Raw genomic sequence first — 20,188 nt, forward strand, 5'->3', positions numbered from 1 at the left:
CGAAGGATCCCTTGCCGCGCACGGTCACGATGAGTCCCCGCTCGCGGAGCTCCTGTGCGGCTCGCCGGGCGGTGAGCCGTGCCACGCCGTACTCGTCGGCCAGGTGATTCTCCGAAGGGATCGGCCTGTCCGGGGCCAAGTCACCTGACTCGATCTTTTTCGTGATCACGTCGGCCAGTTGGACGTAGAGCGGCCTCGCGCTCATCGGGTCCAGGGTCGACTTGGGCTCCTCCGTATCGCTCATATGTCCAACGTAGGCGTATGTCCATATCCACGATCGAGTGGATCCCTCTGTACTTGTATGTAGAGGGATGTAGTCCGCTGTAGCGTCAGTCATGTAAAACCCCGGCGAGGTGGCCAGACCTCCCGGGGCGCGGCCAACGCTGAATCGGAGCGTCGACATGCATGACCTTATCCGCCGTATCGTCCGGTGGACGGGCCTTCTCCTCGGCCCCGGCACGGGAGCCCACCGCGTGGGCGGTCCTCACCTCGCCCACGTCACCCTCCGCCCCACCGACTCCGTCCGCCTTCCCCTCCACCGTTCCCCCTACTGCCGGCACCTTCCGCTCGACGGAGCCGGGTCCAGGCTCGTTCGTCCGTACCTGGGCCCCGACCGGTACGTCGTCGGGGCGGGGAAGGTGGCCGCGTGATGGAGTCGACCCCCTCGCTGCGGCTGCTGCCCTGGTCGTCGTCGCAGGGCAAGCCCTGCTTCCTCGTCAACGGCGGCGAGGGCGGGTACGTCTCGCGGCTGGCGGACGAGACGGAGGCCCGGCAACTCGCCGACGGTCTGGAAACGCTAGGCCGTGCTCGACGGGTGCTGGACGATCCCCTGTCCCCGAACGTCGAGGTGCGCTACACCGCCGTCCGGCTCGCCGAGTGCCTGGCGGACGCACTGCGCGTCGCGGAGTCCCGCGGCCGGCGCCTGCCCTCGCCGGGTGCCGGTGTCACCGACGAGCCCTGTGGCGCCGCCGACGGCGAGCAGCCGAGGTGACGTAGCCCGGTCGGTGGCCGTCGCCCGTCCGGGATGCGCCTACAGCGCCTTCGCGTAGCAGCGGCTGTCCTCGTGGAAGCGGTAGTAGCCGAACTTCTCGCAGGGTTCGTAGCCGCTGGAGGCGTACAGGGCGATGGCCTCCGGCTGCTTGGTGCCGGTCTCCAGGACCATGCGGGTGCGGCCGGCCGCGCGGGCGTCCTCCTCCAGGGCGGCCAGGATGCGGCGGGCCAGGCCCCGGCCGCGCATCTGCTCGGTCACGTACATGCGCTTCAGTTCCGCGTCGCCGTCGCGGTTGCCCTCGTCGTTGGCGTCCTGGACGCGCCAGCCGCCGGAGGCCACGGGGACGCCCGCCTCGTCGTAGGCGATCAGGTAGGTGCCGTTCGGGGGCCGGAAGTCCGCCGGGTCCATGGGGGTGGCGTCGCCGCCGTCGCCGTAGCGGACGTGGTACTCGGCCTGGACCTCTGTGTCCAGCTTCACGGCGTCGGGGTGGTCGTAGGGGACCGGGCGGATTTCCATGCCGAATACCGTAAAACACGCCCGGACCTGGAGTGTCGTATGGTGCCCTGATGCTCACCGTGACCTCCGTCAACGTCAATGGACTGCGGGCCGCCGCCAAGAAGGGCTTCGTGGAGTGGCTGGCCGGGACCTCCGCCGATGTGCTGTGTCTGCAGGAGGTGCGGGCGGAGGCGAAGCAGTTGCCGGAGCAGGTGCGGGAGCCCGAGGGGTGGTACGTGGTGCACGCGCCCGCCGCCGCCAAGGGGCGTGCGGGGGTGTCCCTGTACTCCCGGCGTGAGCCCGAGCGCGTTCAGGTGGGGTTCGGGTCGGACGAGTTCGACGACAGCGGGCGGTATGTGGAGGCCGATCTGCCCGGTGTGACCGTCGCCTCGCTCTATCTGCCGTCCGGGGACGTCGGGACCGAGCGGCAGGACGAGAAGGTGCGGTTCATGGACCAGTTCCTGGTCCACCTGAAGGGGCTGCGCGAGCGGGCCGCCGCCGACGGGCGGGAGGTCGTCGTCTGCGGGGACTGGAACATCGCCCACGAGAAGGCCGACCTCAAGAACTGGCGGGGGAACACCAAGAGCTCCGGGTTCCTGCCGGAGGAGCGGGAGTGGCTGTCCCGGGTGCTCGATCCGGCGGACGGCGGGTACGTCGACGTCGTGCGGGCGCTGCATCCGGACGTGGACGGGCCGTACTCCTGGTGGTCCTACCGGGGGCGGGCCTTCGACAACGACACCGGGTGGAGGATCGACTACCAGATGGCGACCCCAGGACTCGCGGGACGGGCGGTCGACGCCCGTGTCGAGCGCGCGGCCACGCACGCCGAGCGGTGGTCGGACCACGCGCCCGTGACGGTGGTCTACGAGCAGGACGTGAGCTGATGCGCACTCCCAGGCAGGCCGCTCGGGTCGCCGTGCTGGACCCGGACGGGGCCGTCTTCATGTTCCGGTACGACAACGACGAGGTCGGCGTCCACTGGGCGATGCCCGGCGGTGGCATGGAGCCGGGGGAGACGCCCGAGCAGGCCGCGCGGCGGGAGCTGCGCGAGGAGACCGGGTGGGACGACATCGCGCTCGACGGCACCGTGCTGTGTCTGTGGGAGCACGACTTCACCCGGGCCGGTGTCCCGGTGCGGCAGAGCGAGCACATCTTCCTCGCCCGCGGTCCCCGGCGTGACCTCACGGGAGACCTCGCCGCCGCGCACGCCGCCGACCGGATCCTGCGGTGGCGCTGGTGGTCGCCGGAGGAGCTGGCGGGGGACACGGAGCCGTTGTGGCCGCCGCAGTTGCCGGAGCTGCTGGCGGGCGTGCGGCGGGACGGGCCGCCGGTGACGCCCGTCGACCTCGGATACGTGAGGAACCGCTAGTCCCGCTTGCGCAGGCGCCGGTCCAGGGCCAGGGACAGTTCCGCGTCGACCACGCTGCGGGCCAGGGGGCGCAGGCGGTGCAGGGACTCCTCCGGGGCGTGGCGGAGGATCAGGCCGGCGAAGAGGTCGGCCAGGGTGTCGGCGTGGGTGCGGACCTCCGCGCCGGTGCGGAGCACCTCCGCGAGTGGGATGCCCTCGCGGACCAGGGCCGCCGACACGTCCAGCAGGCGCCGGCTGATGTGGACGATCTCCTCGCCGTCGACGCCGAGGTAACCGAGGTCCAGCGCGGCGGCCAGGTTCTCCGGGGTGACCTCGCCGGCGAAGTGGTCGGCGAGTTCCTCGGGGGTGAGGCGGACGGGGACCTCGTCGGTGGGGACGTCCACGCCGAGGAGGTCGCCGACGTCGCGGCCGTGGTCGAAGGCCTCGGCGAGTTCCGCTATGCCGTTCAGGGTGTGGCCGCGTTCCAGGAGCGCCGTGATCGTGCGCAGGCGGGCCAGGTGGTGGTCGTCGTACCAGGCGATACGGCCCTCGCGGCGCGGTGGCGGGATCAGTTTGCGCTCGCGGTAGAAGCGCAGCGTGCGCACCGTGATGCCGGCCAGCCGGGCCAGCTCGTCCATGCGGTACTCGCGCCGCTCGCCGGGTCCTTCGCTCTCTTCTGCCACGCCTGAAGCCTAGGGCGTACCGGCGGTAACTTTCCTCGCGTGCCCCCTACCCATCAGTACGGAGCTGCTCTACGCTCCCCATTGCGCCAGTGTTCACTGGCGGAGTTCTGAGCGATGCGTGGAGGCTTCGGGATGGCCGAGCACGAGCACGGACATGGGCACGAGCACGTACGGGTGGCGGTGGTCGGGTCGGGATTCGGCGGACTCGGGGCCGCCGTGCGGCTGCGGCGCGAGGGGATCACCGACTTCGTCGTCCTGGAGCGGGCGGGCGGTGTCGGCGGCACCTGGCGCGACAACAGCTACCCCGGCTGCGCCTGCGACGTGCCGTCGCACCTGTACTCGTTCTCCTTCGCGCCCAATCCCGACTGGCCCCGCTCCTTCTCCGGGCAGCGGCACATCCGCGCCTACCTGGAGCACGTCACCGACGTCTTCGGGCTGCGGCCCCACATCCGCCTCGACTCGGAGGTGAAGCGGATGGTGTGGGACGGCGAGCGGGCGCGGTGGGAGATCGAGACGAGCAGCGGCAACCTCAGCGCGGACGTGGTGGTGTCCGCCACCGGGCCGCTGTCCGAGCCGAAACTGCCCGACATCCCCGGCCTCGACACCTTCCCCGGCAAGGTGTTCCACTCCGCCCAGTGGGACCACGACTACGACCTGCGCGGCAAACGGGTCGCCATGGTCGGCACCGGGGCGTCCGCGATCCAGATCGTGCCGTCGATCCAGCCCCTGGTGTCGCGGCTCACCCTCTTCCAGCGCACCCCCGCCTGGGTCCTGCCCCGCGTCGACCGGCCCATCAGCGGCGCCGAACGCGCCCTGCACCGGGCGCTGCCCGTCACCACCAAGCTGCGCCGCGGACTGCTGTGGGGCATCAGGGAGCTGCAGGTCCAGGCGTTCACCAAGCACCCCGGCGAGCTCGGCTTCGTCGAGCGGCTGGCCAAGCGGAACATGGCCCGCGCCATCAAGGACCCGGCCCTGCGCGCCAGGCTCACCCCCGACTACCGCATCGGCTGCAAGCGGATCCTGCTGTCGAGCACGTACTACCCGGCGCTCGCCCGGCCCAACGTCGACGTCGTGGCCAGTGGGCTGAGCGAGGTGCGCGGATCCACCGTCGTCGGTGCCGACGGGACCGAGGCAGAGGTCGACGCGATCGTGTTCGGGACCGGGTTCCACGTCACCGACATGCCCATCGCGGAGCGGGTCGTCGGCGCCGAGGGGAAGACCCTCGCCGAGAGCTGGGCCGGCGGGATGCAGTCCCTGCGCGGCGCGACCGCCGCCGGGTTCCCCAACTGGATGACGATCATCGGGCCCAACACCGGCCTCGGGAACTCCTCCATGATCCTGATGATCGAGTCCCAGCTGAACTACCTCGCCGACTACCTGCGGCAGCTGGACGTCCTGGGAGGGCGGGTCGCCCTCGACGCCCGCCCCAGCGCCGTACGGGCCTGGAACCACCGGGTGCAGGAGCGGATGAAGCGCACGGTGTGGAACACCGGCGGCTGCACGAGCTGGTACCTCGACGAGAGCGGGCGCAACACCACCATCTGGCCCGGTACGACGAGCGAGTTCCGGCGCGAGACCCGCCGGGTCGACCTCGCCGAGTACGCCGTCCTGCGGGCGCACCCCGGCACCACGGTCACCCAGGAGAACGCCGAGGTGACCGCGTGAGCCGCCGCACCCACGTCACCTCCGGGCCGTACGCCCCGCCCGCCGCCGCCCGTGAACTGACCGCCCTCTCCGCCGACGGCGCCCGGCTGCACGTCGAGGTGCACGGCCCCGAGGAGGCGCCGGCGGTCGTCCTCGCCCACGGCTGGACCTGCTCGACCGCCTTCTGGGCGGCGCAGATCCGCGAACTGGCCGCCGACCACCGGGTCATCGCCTACGACCAGCGCGGCCACGGACGTACGCCCGCGAGCCCGGCGTGCAGCACCGACGTGCTCGCCGACGACCTCGAGGCCGTACTCACCGCCACCCTCGCGCCCGGCGAACAGGCCGTGGTCGCCGGGCACTCCATGGGCGGGATGACGGTGATGGCCGCCGCCACGAGGCCCGCGTTCCGCGCGCACGTGGCCGCCGTACTGCTGTGCAGCACGGGCAGTTCGCGGCTGGTCGCCGAGTCGACGGTGGTGCCGATGCGGGCGGGCCGGGCGCGCACCCGGCTGACCGGGCACATCCTCGGCTCCCGCGCCCCGCTCGGGCCGGTCACCCCGCTCGCCCGCCGGATCCTCAAGTACGCGACGATGGGCCCCGCCTCCGCCCCGGACATGGTCGAGGCGTGCGCCCGTATCGTGCACGCCTGCCCGCGCGCGGTGCGCCACGCCTGGTCGCACGTGCTCCACGGGCTCGATCTCGACCACGGACTGGCCGAGTTGCGCGTACCGGTCGAGATCGTCGCCGGTGGTGCGGACCGGCTCACCCCGCCGGTGCACGCCCGGTCACTGGCCGCCGCGCTGCCGAACTGCCTCGGCGTCACCGAGCTGCCCGGCATCGGCCACATGACACCCGTCGAGGCGCCCGACCTGGTCACCGGGAAGATCCGCGCCCTGGCCGCCGCCCACATATCCGCCGTACCCGCCGTCGAGGAGAGCGCATGAGCAGGGTCAGTCTCGAAGGAAGGGTCGCCGTCGTCACCGGGGCGGCGCGCGGCGTCGGGGAGTTGCTGGCCCGCAAGCTCTCCGCGCGCGGGGTGAGGGTGGCGCTGGTCGGGCTGGAGCCGGACGCGCTCAAGGACGTCTCCGCGCGGCTGCACAGCGACAGCGACCACTGGTACGCGGACGTCACCGACCACGAGGCGATGGCCAAGGTCGCGGAGGAGGTCCGGGAGCGGTTCGGCCGGGTCGACATCGTGGTCGCCAACGCCGGTGTGGCGACCGGCGGTCCGTTCGCCGACTCCGATCCGGAGTCCTGGCGGCGGGTGATCGAGGTGAACCTGATCGGATCGGCGGTCACCGCGCGGGCGTTCCTGCCGCTGCTCGCCGAGAGCCGGGGTTATCTGCTCCAGATAGCCTCCCTCGCGGCGATCACCCCCGCGCCGATGATGACGGCGTACTGCGCCTCCAAGTCCGGTGTGGAGGCGTACGCGCACGCACTGCGGGCCGAAGTCGGCCACCGGGGCGTGAAGGTGGGCGTCGGGTATCTGTCGTGGACCGACACCGACATGGTGCGCGGAGCCGACCAGGACGACGTGATGCGGGAGTTGCGGCAGCGGCTGCCGTGGCCGTCGAACAAGACGTACCCGCTGGGGCCCGCGGTGGACCGGCTGGTGGCCGGCATAGAGCGGCGGGCGAGCCACGTGTACGGGCAGTGGTGGCTGCGCGGGATGCAGGGCGTGCGCGGTTACCTGCCCGCGGTCATCGGGACGGTGGGGCAGCGGGAGATGCGGCGGTTCGGGGACCGGCTCGCGGGCGTGCGCACGGGGTTGGTCGGGGCGGGCGGCAACGCCGATGAGCAGCACCGGAACACGGTCCGTGACTGATCGACATGCGTGGGGTGACGGGCCGTGTGAATCTGGTCGGGCAAGTTCCCCCCACCCCACAACGGGAGTGAACCCACATGGGTATGAAGGATCAGTTCCAGGAGAAGTCCGAGCAGTTCCAGCAGCAGGCCAGGCAGCGTGCCCAGCAGGGCAAGGAGCAGATGCAGGGCCGCGGCCGCCGGCGGAGCGAGGACATCGACGAGCAGCAGCGTCAGCGGGAGCCCCGGGAGTCCGAGGAGCGCTTCGACCAGGACTACGACGTCTGACGTCGAGCGGCGAAGACGTCCGAAGACGCTTGAACACGTCTGAACGCGTCGTGCGCTGAAGCGGAAGGGGTGCCCCATGGCGAAGGGGGCACCCCTTCCTCACGACCGGGGCGGCAGTTTCGGCCGGGAGCGGTCGGGTACGTCGCGGTAGGTCGGGGGCGTCGCCGGGGGGTTGGCCTCCAGCAGTTCCAGGGCGAGCCGTACCGCGTCGTCGAGCACCGCGTACCGGCCCTCGGCCCAGTCCAGCGGGGTGCGCAGCGCCTCCAGGTCGGGGGTGACGCCCTTGTTCTCCACGGACCAGCCGTACGCGTCGAACCAGGCCGCGTTCATCGGCACCGTGATCACCGTGCCGTCGCCGAGCCGGTGCCGCCCGGTCATGCCGACCACCCCGCCCCAGGTGCGCTGGCCCACCACCGGGCCCAGCCCCAGCAGTTTGAACGCGGCGGTGATCATGTCGCCGTCGGAGCTGGTCGCCTCGTCCGCGAGCGCCACGAGCGGTCCGCGCGGGGCGTTGGAGGCGTACGACACGGGCTGGGCGTCACGGGTGAGGTCCCAGCCGATGATGGTGCGGGTCAGCTTCTCCACGACGAGTTCGCTGATGTGGCCGCCGGCGTTGCCGCGCACGTCCACGATCAGCGCGGGGCGGGACATCTCCATGCGCACGTCGCGGTTGAACTGGGCCCAGCCGGAGCCGCCCATGTCGGGGATGTGCAGGTAGCCGCAGCGGCCACCGCTCAACTCCCGCACCACCGCGCGGCGTTTGGCGACCCAGTCCTGGTAGCGCAGCGGCGTCTCGTCGACGAGCGGGACGACGGCGACCCGGCGGGGCGGTCCCTGCGCCGGAAGGAAGGTCAGCTCCACGGTCGTCCCGCCCGCGCCCGCGAGCAGCGGGTAGGGGCCCGTGACCGGGTCCACCGGGCGGCCGTCGACGTGGGTGAGGACCGCGCCCTCGCGGATGCCGGTGCCGGCCAGCGGGGAGCGGGCGCGGGAGTCGGAGGAGTCGCCGGGCAGGATCCGCTTGACGGTCCAGCCCTCCTCGCGCGGAACGAGGTTGGCGCCGAGCAGGCCCTGGCGGCGCTGGTAGTGCGGGGGGCCCTCGTTGCGGCGGGCGGCGGTGACGTAGGCGTGGGAGGTGCCGAGTTCGCCGAGGACCTCGCGCAGCAGGTCCGCGAAGTCGTCGGGGGAGGCGACCCGTTCGACCAGCGGGCGGTACTGCTCCAGGATCGCGTCCCAGTCGATGCCGCCCATGCCGGGTTCCCAGAAGTAGGCGCGGATCAGCCGCCCGGCCTCCGCGTACGCCTGGCGCCACTCGGCGGCCGGGTCGGCCTCGTGCAGGATGCGGCGGGCGTCGATCCACACCGTGGAGTCGCTGTCGCCGGGCTCGGTGGCGGGCACCGCGCGCAGCTCGCCCTCGTCGACCACGACCAGCCGGGTGCCGTCGCCGCTGACCGCGAAGAAGTCCAGGTGGCCGACGAGTTCGGATCTCTTCGCCTTGCCGATGTTGAAGTGTTCCAGGGTGGGCCGGCCGCTGGTGTCGCTGGGGTTGGCGAAGGTCTCGCCGAGCGCGCCGGAGATCGGCCAGCGCAGCCAGACCAGACCGCAGCCCGCGACCGGGCACAGCCCCGAGTACTTGGAGGCGGAGACCGGGAAGGGGGTGACCCTGCTCTCCAGGCCCTCCGCCTCGACGGTCACCGTGCCGGCCTCGCCGCCCTCCTCGGCCTCCTCGCGCTCGACCGGGTCCAGCCCGCCGGCGGCCGGACGGCCCTCGGGGTTCAGGGCGAACGGGGAGGGGGTCGCCGACGACAGCGGCACCAGGTACGGGCGGCAGCCCAGCGGGAACGACAGGTCTCCGGTGTGCACGTCGTACACCGGGTCGAAGCCGCGCCAGGACAGGAAGGCGAGGTAGCGGCCGTCGAGGGTGAAGACCGGGTTCTCGTCCTCGAAGCGGCCGTTGGTGACGTCGAGCACCAGCCGGTCCTTGATCCGGGCGAGTTTGATCTGCCGCAGCGACCGTCCGATCACCGGGTGGGACCAGGCCAGCCAGGCCCCGTCGGGGGAGAAGGCGAGGTCGCGCACCGGCCCGTTGCCGGAGTGGATCAGCTCGGTGACCTCCCCCCGGCTCTCCTCCTCGGTGTCGACCAGCAGCAGCCGTCCGTCGTGCGCGGCGACGGCCAGCCGCTGCCCGTCGGGGTCGGCCACCATCTCCAGCACCCGGCCCAGCTTCCCGGCGGCCAGCCGCCGGGGGGCGCGCTGACCGGTCGCCCGGGGCAGGGAGGCGATCTCGACGGCGTCCTCGCCCTCGGCGTCCGTCACGTACGCCACCTGGTCGCCCGCGCCGAGCATCTCCGGCAGCCGGACCCGTACGCCCGGGGTGTCGGTGAGGGTGCGCGCGGGACCGTCGCGGTGGGTGAGCCAGTACAGGCTGCCGCGTACGACGACGGCGCTCGCGCGGCCGGTCTCGTCGACCGAGATGCCGTCGAGGTGGCGGGCGGCGGGCACCTGGTAGGGGCGCCGCCCGGAGCGCGGCCCGCTCAGCGTCACGTCGAGCCGGCGCGGGACGGCGCCGGGCGACAGGTCGTCCACGAGCCACAGGTCGCCGGCGCACTGGTAGACGACCCGGGTGCCGTCACTGGCGGCGTGCCGGGCGTAGAAGGCGTCGTGGTCGGTGTGGCGGCGCAGGTCGGAACCGTCGTACGCGCACGAGTACAGGTTGCCGACGCCCTCGTGGTCGGAGAGGAAGGCGATCCGGCCGGCGACGAACATGGGGGAGTGCAGATGGCCGTCGAGGCCGTCGAGGAGCCGGTGCCCGTGCAGCCAGAGCCTGCCCGTGGCGCCGCCCCGGTAGCGCTTCCAGGAGGCCGGTTCGTGCGGCGGGGTGCCGGTGAGCAGCAGCGACCTGCGCTCCCCGGCGATGTCGGCGACCTGGATGTCGGAGACCGGGCCCCAGGGCAGTTTGCGGCCGGGGCTGCCGTCGCAGGCGAGCTTGTAGGCCCAGGTGAAGTACGAGAAGGGCTCGCCGTGCGAGGCGACGGCGAGGATCTCGGCGTGGCCGTCCCCGTCGGGGGGCGCCCAGCCGCAGACCCGGGTGTCCGAGCTGCCCCAGTAGGTGAGGCGCCGGCCCGGTCCGCCGTCCACCGGGACCAGGTGCACCTCGGGGTCGAGGCTGCGCCAGCTCGTGTACGCGATGTGGCGGCCGTCGGGGGAGAAGCGGGGGTGGCCGAGCTTGGTGCGGTCGACGGTGAGCCGCCAGGCGCGGCCCGGTCCGTCGAGCGGGGCGAGCCAGAGGTCGTCCTCGGCCACGAAGCACAGCAGGTCGTCCTTGAGGTGGGGCAGACGCAGATAGCTCACCCTTCCCATGCTTTGCCGGGGTCCTGGGCCCGGCAACTTATGAGAAAGCGACAACCGTGACGCAGACCACGAACGAAACCGTTTCGTTTCGTTAGTGGGGTGGAGTACCTTTGTCCTGTACGAAACCGTGTCGTTTCTTTGACATGGTGGACACCGGAGCGGAAGGGTGAGCGGTATGAGTGAAGTCGCGACGGCGCGTCGCAGCCGGATCACCCCCGAGCGCGAGGCCGAGCTGTACGGGGCCGTGCTCGACCTGCTCCGCGAGGTCGGCTACGACGCCGTCACCATGGACGCCGTGGCCGCCCGCACCCGTTCCAGCAAGGCCACCCTCTACCGCCAGTGGGGCGGCAAGGCCGAGCTGGTGGTGAGAGCGATGCGCAGCCAGAAGCCGGGCGGCATCGCCGACATCGACACCGGGACCCTGCGGGGCGACCTGCACGCCGTCGTCGGCCGTGAGGACGACTGCGCCATGGAGCAGAACGCCGCCCTGATGCGCGCGCTCGCCATGGCCGTGCACATGAACGACGATCTCCGCCAGGCCTTCAAGGAACTCCTGGTCGAACCGGAGATGGAGGAGTTCCGGCGGATGATCCGGCGCGCGGTCGACCGGGGCGAGATCAACCCCGGCAACCCGGCGCTGGACTACATGGTGCACATGCTCGTCGGCGCGTTCGCCACCCGGACGCTGATCGACGACCTGCCGCCCACGCAGGAATTCCTCACCTCGTACATCGACGCCGTGGTGCTCCCCGCCCTCGGCGTGACCACTCACTGACCGTCCCCGGGTCAGCCACCACAAGTCAGCCACCCCCTGACGTCACCGCTCACGTCGTCGGGCTGATCACCCCTGCCCCGAAGCAACCACGACCTGACCGGGAGTACGCCCTCGTGGCCACTTTCCTCTATCGACTCGGCCGGTTCGCCTTCAGGCGACGGCACCTCGTAGCCCTCATCTGGGTGGCGCTGCTGGCGCTCGCGGGCGTCGGCGCGGCCGGCGCCCCGGCGGCCGGCAACTCGTCCTTCTCCATCCCCGGCACCGAGGCCCAGAAGGCCTTCGACCTGCTGGAAGAACGCTTCCCCGGCTCCAGTGCCGACGGGGCGACCGCCCGCGTCGTCTTCAAGGCACCGGCCGGCGAGAAGATGACCGACGCCGACCACAAGGCGATCGTCCAAAAGACCGTCGACGAGCTCTCCGGCGGCTCCGAGGTCGCCCGCGTCACCGACCCGTACCAGGGCGGCGGCGTCAGCCAGGACGGCACCATCGCCTACGCCTCGGTGAGCTACAAGGTCTCCGGCATGGAGCTGGAGGACTCCTCCCGCGACGCCCTGGAGGGCGCCGCCGAGGACGCCCGCGACTCCGGGCTGACCGTGGAGATCGGCGGTGACGCCCTCCAGGCCGTCCCGCACACCGGCTCCGCCGAGATCATCGGCATCGGCGTCGCCGCGGTCGTCCTCGTCATCACCTTCGGTTCGCTGCTCGCGGCCGGGCTGCCGCTGCTCACCGCGATCATCGGCGTGGGCATCGGGGTCTCCAGCATCACAGCCCTGGCCAGCACCCTGGACCTCGGCTCCACCACCTCCATCCTGGCCTCGATGATCGGCCTCGCGGTCGGCATCGACTACGCGCTGTTCGTCGTCTCCCGCTACCGGGCCGAACTGGCCGAGGGCCGCGGGCGCGAGGAGGCGGCCGGCCGGGCCGTCGGCACCGCGGGCTCCGCCGTGGTCTTCGCCGGCCTCACCGTCGTGATCGCCCTGGTCGGCCTGTCCGTCGTCAACATCCCGATGCTGACGAAGATGGGCATCGCCGCCGCCGGCACGGTCGCCATCGCGGTCCTGATCGCCCTCACCCTGATCCCCGCCCTGCTCGGCTACGCGGGCCGCCGGGTCCGCCCCGCCGGCGAGAAGAGCAAGCTGCTCGGCGGGGGCCGCGCCGCGAAGAAGCCGCAGCGCCCGAACATGGGCACCCGCTGGGCCAGCTTCGTCGTACGCCGTCCGCTGGCCGTGCTGCTGCTCGGCGTGGTCGGCCTGGGTGCCGCGGCCGTCCCGGCCGCCTCGCTCGAACTGGGCCTGCCCGACGACGGCTCGCAGTCGACGTCCACGACCCAGCGCCGCGCCTACGACCTGCTCTCCGAGGGCTTCGGCCCCGGCTTCAACGGCCCGCTCGTGGTCGTGGTCGACGCCAAGGACAGCGACGACCCGGATGCCGTCTTCAAGCAGGCCGGTGACGACATCAAGGGCCTCGACAACGTCGTGAACGTCGCCCCGGCGGCCCCCAACAAGGCCGGCGACACGGCGACGATCACCGTCGTCCCCGACTCCAAGCCCTCCTCGGTGACCACCGAGGACCTGGTCCACGACATCCGCGACACCGGCGCGGACATCAAGGCCGACACCGGCGCCGACGTCCTGGTCACCGGCTCCACGGCCATGAACATCGACGTCTCGCAGAAGCTCAACGACGCGCTGGTGCCGTACCTGGTCCTGGTGGTCGGCCTGGCGTTCCTGCTGCTGATCGTCGTCTTCCGGTCGGTCCTGGTCCCGCTGAAGGCCGCCCTCGGCTTCCTGCTGTCGGTCCTCGCGGCCCTCGGCGCGGTCGTCGCCGTCTACCAGTGGGGCTGGCTGTCCGGCCTGATGGGCGTCGAGGAGACCGGTCCGATCATGTCGATGATGCCGATCTTCATGGTCGGCGTGGTCTTCGGCCTGGCCATGGACTACGAGGTGTTCCTCGTGACCCGGATCCGGGAGGCCTACGTCCACGGCGAGAAGCCGGGGCAGGCCGTGGTGACCGGCTTCAAGTACAGCGCCCGGGTGGTGACCGCCGCGGCGGTGATCATGATGGCCGTGTTCTCCGGCTTCATCGGCTCCAGCGAGGCGATGGTCAAGATGATCGGCTTCGGCCTCGCGGTCGCCGTCCTCTTCGACGCGTTCGTCGTCCGCATGGCGATCGTCCCGGCGGTGCTGGCCCTGCTCGGCAAGCGGGCCTGGTGGCTGCCGAAGTGGCTGGACCGGATCCTGCCCAACGTGGACGTCGAGGGCGAGGGCCTGCGCACGGACGACGACCGGAAGGACGAGGACCGGGAACTCGTACGGGCCTGACGGCCCGGACGAACGCAGGACCGGCCGGTGAGGGCTCCGTGGGGACGGGGCGCCCTCACCGGCTTCCCTGTGCTCCCGGAATGCGGTCGCATGCCCTCTACACCGACCACTAGCGTGCTCTGCATGACGACAGCCGCCACTGACGCCGAGGGCTCCGGGGCTCACCCACGATTCGCCGAGGCCCTGCGGGACCTGGGACTCGGGGACGTGATTCCGCAGGTCCGCCGCTTCCCCGAAGCTACCCGCACCGCCGCCGAGGCCGCCGCCGCGATCGGCTGTGAGCTCAGTCAGATCTGCAAGTCCCTGATCTTCGCCGCCGACGACGTGCCGGTGCTGGTGCTCATGGACGGGGCGTCCCGCGTCGACCTCGACCGGGTCCGGGAGGAACTCGGCGCCGCCAAGGTCACTCGCGCCAGGGCCGATGTCGTACGCGAAACCACCGGGTACGCCATCGGCGGCGTGCCGCCCTTCGGTCACCGCACGAGGACCAGGGTCCTCGCCGATCGCTCCCTCCTCGCCCACACCCTCGTGTGGGCGGCGGCCGGCACTCCGTACACCGTCTTCCCGATGAAACCCAAGACGCTGATCGCCCACGCCGGCGGCACCCTGGTGGACGTGCGCGAGCGCACCCCGTGACCCCCCTGGTCACCGCGGCCGTCCTGCTCGCCGCGGTCACCCACGCCGGCTGGAACGCCATCGCGCACCGGATCACCGACAAGCTCGTCGGGTTCACGCTGATCTCCGGCGGCGGACTGCTGATCGGGCTGGCGGCGGTGCCGTTCGTGCCGCTCCCGGCGGCCGGGGCGTGGCCGTACCTGTTCTGCTCGGCCGCGATCCACATGGCGTACTACGCGCTGCTGATGAAGTCCTTCCGGCTGGGCGACTTCGGCCAGGCGTACCCCATCGCCCGGGGCAGCGCGCCCCTGGTGGTCACCCTCCTCGCCGCCGTGTTCGCGCACGAGGTGCCCGACGGCTGGGCCGCCGCCGGGATCGCCCTGTCCTGCGCGGGCCTGACCGGCGTCGCCCTGTGGGGACTGCGCGGGCACCGGCCCGACTGGGCGGCGATCGGGGCGGCCCTGGCGACCGGCCTGACCATCGCCGTGTACACCGTCGTCGACGGGCTCGGCGTACGGGCCTCGGGGTCGTCGTCCGGCTACGTCGCCTGGCTGATGGCGGTCCAGGGCACGGTGATCCCGGCGTACGCCCTCTGGCGCTGGCGGCGGGAGACGGGCGCCCGGCTCCGTCCGCACGCGGGTCTCGGACTGCTCGGCGCCGCGCTGTCCGTCGCCGCGTACGCGCTCGTCCTGTGGGCCCAGACCCGCGCGGCACTCGCCCCCGTCGCGGCCCTGCGGGAGTCGTCGATCATCGTGGGCGCGGCCATCGGGGCGCTGTTCTTCAAGGAGCGGTTCGGTGCCCCGCGGATCGTCGCGGCCGGGCTGCTGGTCGTCGGGATCGGGCTGATGCTCCGCGCAGGGTAGCGCGGGACGGCGCGGCACGCGCCGCCGCACGGGCGGGTGCGCGGGCGCGGTACGAGGAGCACCCTGGAATGAGAGGAATTCCGGAGGTGATCGTCATGATGCACACCGCAGTGGGATGGCACGTGGACCTGGAGTTCGAGGAGGACGACCGGCAGACGCGTGCCGCCGCGCTGGTCCGGCTGCCCGACGGGACCGAGGTGCGGGCCAACGGCCACGCGAACCGGCACCACACCGACTCCAATCAGCCACGGGTCGGGGAGGAGATCGCCGGCGCACGCGCGCTGAACGAACTCGCCATGCAGATGCTGACCAAGGCGCACGGCGAGATCGACGACGCGTCGGGCCGCATCTCGCACCCGATCCACGTCTAGTCCGTCAGGGCCTGACGTACCGCCCGTATCAGCGCCTGGGCCCTGGGGTCCGCCGTCACCGTCCTGCGGAAGCCGTTGGTGACGTAGCCGAAGGCGATGCCCGACTCCGGGTCGGCGAAGCCGAGGGAGCCGCCGCGGCCGGGATGGCCGAAGGAGCCCGGGGCCAGGAGGGGGGAGGCGCCGCCGTGCAGCATGTAGCCGAGCCCGAAGCGGGTGTTCACCACCAGCACCCGGTCGGGGCCGGCCGACTCCTCGGCGCGGGCGAGTTCCACGGTGGCCGGGTCGAGGAGGCGTACGCCGTCGACCGGGCCGGTCAGTGACGCGTAGAAGCGCGCCAGTCCGTCCGCCGTCGCGATCCCGTTGGCGGCGGGCAGGGCCGCCGCGCGGAACACCGGGTCGTTCTGGTCCGGGAAGGGGGTGATCGCCGCGAAGGCGCGGCGGGTGAGGGAGGACGGGTCGGCGTAGGCGTCGGTGACCGAGCGCTTGGGGCGGGCGCGGAGCGTCCCGGACGGCTCGGGGCCCTCGATCCTGCCGACCGTGCCCACGCGGTGGGCCCGCGCCTCCGGCAGCCCCACCCACAGGTCCAGGCCCAGCGGGCCGGCGATCTCCGACGCGATCCACTCGCCGGAACCCCGGCCGGTCACGCGGCGCACCAGCTCGTCGACCAGCCAGCCGTAGGTCAGCGCGTGATAGCCGTGGTCGGTGCCCGGCTCCCACGCGGGGGCCTGCGCGGCGACCGCCTCGGCGGCCCGCACGGGGTCGGCCGCCTCGTCCGGGGTGAGCGGGTGGTCCAGGACGGGGAGTCCCGCGCGGTGGTTCAGTACGTGCCGGACCAGCAGCCGCTCCTTGCCGTGCGCCTTGAACTCCGGCCAGTACCGGCCGACCGGTGCGTCCAGGTCCAGCTCGCCGCGCTGGTGCAGCAGCAGGAGTACGGCGGCGGCGACGCCCTTGGTCGCCGAGCGCACGACCTGCGCGGTGTCCCGCTCCCAGGGCTCCGTGCCGTCGACGTCCTTCACCCCGGCCCACAGGTCGACGACCTTGCGCCCGTCCCGGTACACGGCGACGGCCGCGCCCCGGTCCCCGAGCGTCTCGAAGTTCCGCGCGAACGCCTCCCGGACCGGTTCGAAGCCCCCGGCCACCGTGCCGTGCACGTCCACGTCCCTCGGTCCTTCCACTCGCCTGTGACACTCGCCTGTGACAGTGCGTGCAACAGTGCCGGTCCGCCTGCGATTCCTGGGCGGAGGCGACTGCGCGCGATCGTTACGAACGGCCGGGCGCGGCCGGCACCGAGCGCGGATCGAAACCGTACGGAAGCTCGAGGCGGTGGGCGCGCATCAGCCCGTCGTCGGCGAGCAGGTCCGCCGTGGTGCCGTCGGCCGCGATCACGCCGTCGCTGAGGATCAGCGAGCGCGGGCACAGTTCGAGGGCGTAGGGCAGGTCGTGCGTGACCATCAGGACGGTGACGTCCAGGGAGCGCAGGATGTCGGCGAGTTCGCGGCGGGAGGCGGGGTCCAGGTTGGAGGACGGCTCGTCCAGGACCAGGATCTCCGGCTCCATCGCCAGTACGGTCGCCACGGCCACCCGGCGCCGCTGGCCGAAGGAGAGGTGGTGCGGCGGGCGGTCCTTGAACTCCGCCATGCCGACCAGGCCCAGCGCCCGGTCCACCCGCTCCTCCAGCTCGGGCCCCCGGAGCCCGGCCGCCGCCGGACCGAACGCCACGTCCTCGCGCACCGTCGGCATGAAGAGCTGGTCGTCCGGGTCCTGGAAGACGATGCCGACCCGGCGCCGGATCTCCGCCATGTGCCGCCTGCCGACCTCGAGTCCGGCCACCGTCACCGTGCCGGTGCCGCCGGTCAGGATGCCGTTGAGGTGGAGGACGAGGGTCGTCTTGCCGGCGCCGTTCGGACCGAGCAGCGCGACCCGCTCGCCGCGCGCGATGGAGAAGTCGACGCCGAACAGGGCCTGGTGACCGTCGGGGTAGGCGAAGGCGAGGCCGGAGACCTCCAGGGACGGTGTCATAGGAAACGCCCACTTCCCAGCTTGCGGGTGAGTATCGTTGTCAACGGCCGATGCATGCGAGAGCCAAGCTTGCACTGCCTCTGTGTCACTGCTGTCAACCGGGCTGGTTTCAACCCGGCTGGTGTCGATCGTGTCAGTCTCGGTTGCCCGCTGGGCAGCCGTGCAGCGTGAGCCAGGAATCCCCCTTATGACCCAAGGGGGAGGATTCAAAGGGTCCATCCCAGCAAGCACACGACGAGAGCCGCGCCCGGGAGCAGTGAAGCGTACGACCACTGCGCCCGGTCCGCGGTCACCTCGTCGATCACCGGCATCGAACCGGCGTAACCGCGGCTCACCATGGCCAGGTGCACCCGCTCGCCGCGTTCGTAGGAGCGGATGAACAGCGCGCCCGCCGACTTGGCGAGCACACCCCAGTGCTTCACCCCGCGCGCCTCGAAGCCGCGGGACTCGCGGGCGATCCGCATGCGCCGCATCTCGTCGGTGATGACGTCGCCGTAGCGGACCATGAAGGAGGCGATCTGCACCAGCAGCGGCGGAAGCCTCAGCCGCTGGAGGCCGAGCAGGAGTTCGCGCAGCTCGGTGGTGGAGGCGAGGAGGACCGAGGCGGCCACGCCCAGGGTGCCCTTGGCCAGCACGTTCCACGCGCCCCACAGTCCGTTCACGCTCAGCGACAGCCCGAGGACGTCGGTCCGTCCGCCCTCCGCCACGAACGGCAGGAGGACGGCGAAGGCGACGAACGGGACCTCGATCAGCAGCCGCCTGAGCAGGAAGCCGGCCGGGACGCGGGCGGCGTACGCGACGAGGGCGAGCAGGCCGGCGTACACCGCGAACGCCCACATCGCCTCGCGCGGGGTGGAGACCACGACCAGGACGAAGGCGAAGACCGCGGCGAGCTTGGTGTGCGGCGGCAGGGCGTGCACGGGGGAGTGCCCGTGCCGGTAGAGCTTGTGCGCGTGGCCCGCTCCCACGTCAGACGCTCGTGCCGGTGGGGGAGGCGGCGGCCTCGGCCTCGTCGCCGGCACGGCGCCTGCGGACCGCCCAGAACACGCCGGTGCCCGCGACGACCGTCACGCCCACGCCGATCACACCGGCCAGACCGCCGGAGAGGCGGGCGTCGTCGACGTCCTCGACGCCGTAGTCGGCCAGCGGGGAGCCGGCGATCGCGTGCTCCTCGGCCTTCTCGTCGATGCCGTGGTCGCCGGCGACCTTCTCCAGGCCGTCCGGGTCCGCGGAGGCGTAGAAGCTGACGAACCCGGCGAGGAACAGCGAGGCGACCAGACCGGTGATCCAGACCTTCCGCGGGGAACGGGCGGGGACGGGCTCCGGCTCCGGGGCGTCCGGGGCGTCGACCAGCTCGCCGTTCACCCGCAGCTTGAGCTTCCGGGTCAGGCCGCGCGCCCCGTGCACCAGGTCCGGGCGGACGGCGATGACCGCGCCGACGGTCAGGGCGGTGATCACGGCCTCGCCGATGCCGATGAGGACGTGCACGCCCACCATGGCGGTGGCGACCTTGCCGAGGGAGACGTCGGCGGTGCCGCCGATCGCGTAGAGCAGCGTGAAGACGACGGCGGAGGCCGGGACGGAGACCAGGGCGGCGGCGAAGGAGGCGGCGGTCACCGAGCGGCGGGTGCGCGGCAGCACCTTCACCAGGCCGCGGAAGAGCGCGTAGGCGACGACCGTGGTGACGATCGCCATGTCGGTGATGTTCACGCCGAGCGCGGTCAGTCCGCCGTCGGCGAAGAGGACGGCCTGCATCAGCAGGACGACGGAGACGCACAGGATGCCGGTGAAGGGGCCGACGAGTATCGCGGCGAGGGCGCCGCCGAGCAGATGGCCGCTGGTCCCCGCCGCGACGGGGAAGTTCAGCATCTGCACGGCGAAGATGAACGCCGCCACCAGTCCGGCCAGCGGTGCCGTCCGTTCGTCGAGTTCGCGGCGGGCGCCGCGCAGGCCCACGGCGATCGCGCCGGCGGCGACGACTCCGGCCGCGGCGGACACGGGGGCGTTGATGAATCCGTCAGGTGCGTGCACGGACTCGATGATGTGGCCTGTTGCAAACGTTGCGCAAGAGCGAGCCGCTTGTTTTACCTCACGCACAGCTCGGCTGTGATATGCGCCTCTCGGACGCGCGGATTCCGGATCGGGTGCACGATTGAACGGGGGGTGGGTATACGGATTGCACGCCTTTCAGGCAGATCGACGCAGCGTAAGGGGCCACCGATGTCCGTGGTAGAGCAGTACGCGCGAGCCCACATCGTCACCGACCTCCTGGAAGAGGACCGCGGAGCGGTACCCGTGGTACTGCGCTACGACTCCGAACAGGACCCCCGCTGCGTGCACGTGGCGCTCCCGGGCGCCGCGCCCCGCGAATGGACCGTCGCACGGGAACTGCTGGAACAGGGTCTGAGCGCCCCCGCGGGCCGGGACGAGATACGGGTGTGGCCGTGCGGCCGGGTCCAGGCCGTGGTCGAGTTCCACACCGCGCAGGGCGTCTCGGTGGTGCAGTTCGAGACCAAGACCCTGGCCCGGTTCCTGCGGCGGACCTACGCGGCCGCCGCCGAACCCGTCCCGCACTGAACCCCGGTCTCCGGGGCTGTTCCCCGGTGTCCGGGGCCGGCGTC

Annotated in this window: 21 protein-coding genes; 13 read left to right on the forward strand and 8 right to left on the reverse strand. The window is 72.1% G+C overall.

All coding sequences use genetic code 11. The features are described from left to right. Positions 1 to 244, reverse strand: a 244-nt coding sequence (locus B7767_RS42385; RefSeq protein ID WP_256923785.1) for a GntR family transcriptional regulator, incomplete at its 3' end; no start/stop codon positions are given. A 405-nt stretch (positions 245 to 649) separates the two neighbouring features. Between B7767_RS42385 and B7767_RS42395 the strand changes: the two genes are divergently transcribed. Then, the gene (locus B7767_RS42395; RefSeq protein ID WP_085576453.1) at positions 650 to 991 is read left to right on the forward strand and encodes a hypothetical protein; all 342 of its coding nucleotides are present in this window, start codon (positions 650 to 652) and stop codon (positions 989 to 991) included. A 39-nt stretch (positions 992 to 1,030) separates the two neighbouring features. Here the strand turns inward: B7767_RS42395 and B7767_RS42400 are convergent, their stop codons facing one another. Continuing rightward, positions 1,031 to 1,507, reverse strand: a complete 477-nt coding sequence (locus tag B7767_RS42400; RefSeq protein WP_085576454.1) for a GNAT family N-acetyltransferase — start codon at positions 1,505 to 1,507, stop codon at positions 1,031 to 1,033. Positions 1,508 to 1,557: 50 nt separating this feature from the next. On the opposite strand from B7767_RS42400, the gene B7767_RS42405 reads away from it, so the two are divergent. After that, positions 1,558 to 2,370, forward strand: a complete 813-nt coding sequence (locus tag B7767_RS42405) for an exodeoxyribonuclease III (RefSeq protein ID WP_085576455.1) — start codon at positions 1,558 to 1,560, stop codon at positions 2,368 to 2,370. After that, the gene (locus B7767_RS42410) at positions 2,370 to 2,855 is read left to right on the forward strand and encodes an NUDIX hydrolase (RefSeq protein ID WP_085576456.1); all 486 of its coding nucleotides are present in this window, start codon (positions 2,370 to 2,372) and stop codon (positions 2,853 to 2,855) included. The genes B7767_RS42405 and B7767_RS42410 overlap by 1 nt, the downstream gene beginning before the upstream one ends. Here B7767_RS42410 and B7767_RS42415 read toward each other — a convergent pair. Next, positions 2,852 to 3,472: a MerR family transcriptional regulator gene (locus tag B7767_RS42415; RefSeq protein WP_085576457.1), complete on the reverse strand. Its 621-nt coding sequence runs from the start codon at positions 3,470 to 3,472 to the stop codon at positions 2,852 to 2,854. The two genes, B7767_RS42410 and B7767_RS42415, sit on opposite strands and share 4 nt — an antisense overlap. 177 nt (positions 3,473 to 3,649) lie before the next feature. On the opposite strand from B7767_RS42415, the gene B7767_RS42420 reads away from it, so the two are divergent. The 4 genes from B7767_RS42420 (at position 3,650) to B7767_RS42435 (ending at position 7,255) form a co-directional block, all read left to right on the forward strand. Then, on the forward strand, positions 3,650 to 5,182 hold the full coding sequence (locus B7767_RS42420; protein ID WP_085576458.1) for an NAD(P)/FAD-dependent oxidoreductase: 1,533 nt from the start codon (positions 3,650 to 3,652) through the stop codon (positions 5,180 to 5,182). After that, entirely contained in the window at positions 5,179 to 6,108 is a 930-nt protein-coding gene (locus tag B7767_RS42425; protein ID WP_085576459.1) for an alpha/beta fold hydrolase, read from the forward strand. Before B7767_RS42420 ends, B7767_RS42425 begins: the two co-directional genes overlap by 4 nt. Continuing rightward, on the forward strand, positions 6,105 to 6,989 hold the full coding sequence (locus B7767_RS42430) for an SDR family oxidoreductase (RefSeq protein WP_085576460.1): 885 nt from the start codon (positions 6,105 to 6,107) through the stop codon (positions 6,987 to 6,989). The genes B7767_RS42425 and B7767_RS42430 overlap by 4 nt, the downstream gene beginning before the upstream one ends. 77 nt (positions 6,990 to 7,066) lie before the next feature. Beyond that, positions 7,067 to 7,255 (forward strand): hypothetical protein, encoded by a 189-nt coding sequence (locus tag B7767_RS42435; RefSeq protein ID WP_085576461.1) that lies wholly within the window; start codon positions 7,067 to 7,069, stop codon positions 7,253 to 7,255. Between the two features lie 99 nt (positions 7,256 to 7,354). Here the strand turns inward: B7767_RS42435 and B7767_RS42440 are convergent, their stop codons facing one another. Next, complete coding sequence (locus B7767_RS42440; protein ID WP_085576477.1) at positions 7,355 to 10,603, reverse strand: S41 family peptidase; 3,249 nt, start codon at positions 10,601 to 10,603, stop codon at positions 7,355 to 7,357. Between the two features lie 175 nt (positions 10,604 to 10,778). On the opposite strand from B7767_RS42440, the gene B7767_RS42445 reads away from it, so the two are divergent. The 5 genes from B7767_RS42445 to B7767_RS42465 all read left to right on the forward strand — a co-directional run bounded on the left by B7767_RS42445 (position 10,779) and on the right by B7767_RS42465 (position 15,548). Then, on the forward strand, positions 10,779 to 11,378 hold the full coding sequence (locus tag B7767_RS42445; protein WP_085576462.1) for a TetR/AcrR family transcriptional regulator: 600 nt from the start codon (positions 10,779 to 10,781) through the stop codon (positions 11,376 to 11,378). Between the two features lie 113 nt (positions 11,379 to 11,491). After that, on the forward strand, positions 11,492 to 13,699 hold the full coding sequence (locus B7767_RS42450) for an MMPL family transporter (protein WP_085576463.1): 2,208 nt from the start codon (positions 11,492 to 11,494) through the stop codon (positions 13,697 to 13,699). A 123-nt stretch (positions 13,700 to 13,822) separates the two neighbouring features. Continuing rightward, positions 13,823 to 14,335, forward strand: coding sequence for a YbaK/EbsC family protein (locus B7767_RS42455; protein WP_085576478.1), 513 nt, complete (start codon positions 13,823 to 13,825; stop codon positions 14,333 to 14,335). Beyond that, a complete protein-coding gene (locus tag B7767_RS42460; protein WP_085576464.1) occupies positions 14,332 to 15,177 on the forward strand; it encodes an EamA family transporter in 846 nt (281 codons plus the stop codon). Before B7767_RS42455 ends, B7767_RS42460 begins: the two co-directional genes overlap by 4 nt. 95 nt (positions 15,178 to 15,272) lie before the next feature. Continuing rightward, a complete protein-coding gene (locus B7767_RS42465; RefSeq protein ID WP_085576479.1) occupies positions 15,273 to 15,548 on the forward strand; it encodes a DUF1876 domain-containing protein in 276 nt (91 codons plus the stop codon). Here the strand turns inward: B7767_RS42465 and B7767_RS42470 are convergent. The 4 genes from B7767_RS42470 to B7767_RS42485 all read right to left on the reverse strand — a co-directional run bounded on the left by B7767_RS42470 (position 15,545) and on the right by B7767_RS42485 (position 19,598). Next, positions 15,545 to 16,705: a serine hydrolase domain-containing protein gene (locus B7767_RS42470; protein WP_085576465.1), complete on the reverse strand. Its 1,161-nt coding sequence runs from the start codon at positions 16,703 to 16,705 to the stop codon at positions 15,545 to 15,547. The two genes, B7767_RS42465 and B7767_RS42470, sit on opposite strands and share 4 nt — an antisense overlap. A 103-nt stretch (positions 16,706 to 16,808) precedes the next feature. Then, positions 16,809 to 17,567 carry an energy-coupling factor ABC transporter ATP-binding protein gene (locus B7767_RS42475; RefSeq protein ID WP_085576466.1) on the reverse strand — a complete coding sequence of 253 codons (759 nt, stop codon included), beginning with the start codon at positions 17,565 to 17,567 and terminating at the stop codon, positions 16,809 to 16,811. A 206-nt stretch (positions 17,568 to 17,773) separates the two neighbouring features. Then, entirely contained in the window at positions 17,774 to 18,535 is a 762-nt protein-coding gene (gene cbiQ / locus B7767_RS42480) for a cobalt ECF transporter T component CbiQ (RefSeq protein WP_085576467.1), read from the reverse strand. 1 nt (position 18,536) lies between these two features. Further along, the gene (locus B7767_RS42485) at positions 18,537 to 19,598 is read right to left on the reverse strand and encodes an energy-coupling factor ABC transporter permease (RefSeq protein ID WP_085576468.1); all 1,062 of its coding nucleotides are present in this window, start codon (positions 19,596 to 19,598) and stop codon (positions 18,537 to 18,539) included. Positions 19,599 to 19,787: 189 nt separating this feature from the next. On the opposite strand from B7767_RS42485, the gene B7767_RS42490 reads away from it, so the two are divergent. Continuing rightward, positions 19,788 to 20,144 (forward strand): SsgA family sporulation/cell division regulator, encoded by a 357-nt coding sequence (locus B7767_RS42490; RefSeq protein ID WP_085576469.1) that lies wholly within the window; start codon positions 19,788 to 19,790, stop codon positions 20,142 to 20,144. The last annotated feature ends 44 nt before the right edge of the window (positions 20,145 to 20,188 follow it).

The sequence above is a fragment of the Streptomyces sp. 13-12-16 genome, assembly GCF_002114215.1.
In the GTDB taxonomy this organism is placed as follows: Bacteria; Actinomycetota; Actinomycetes; order Streptomycetales; family Streptomycetaceae; genus Streptomyces.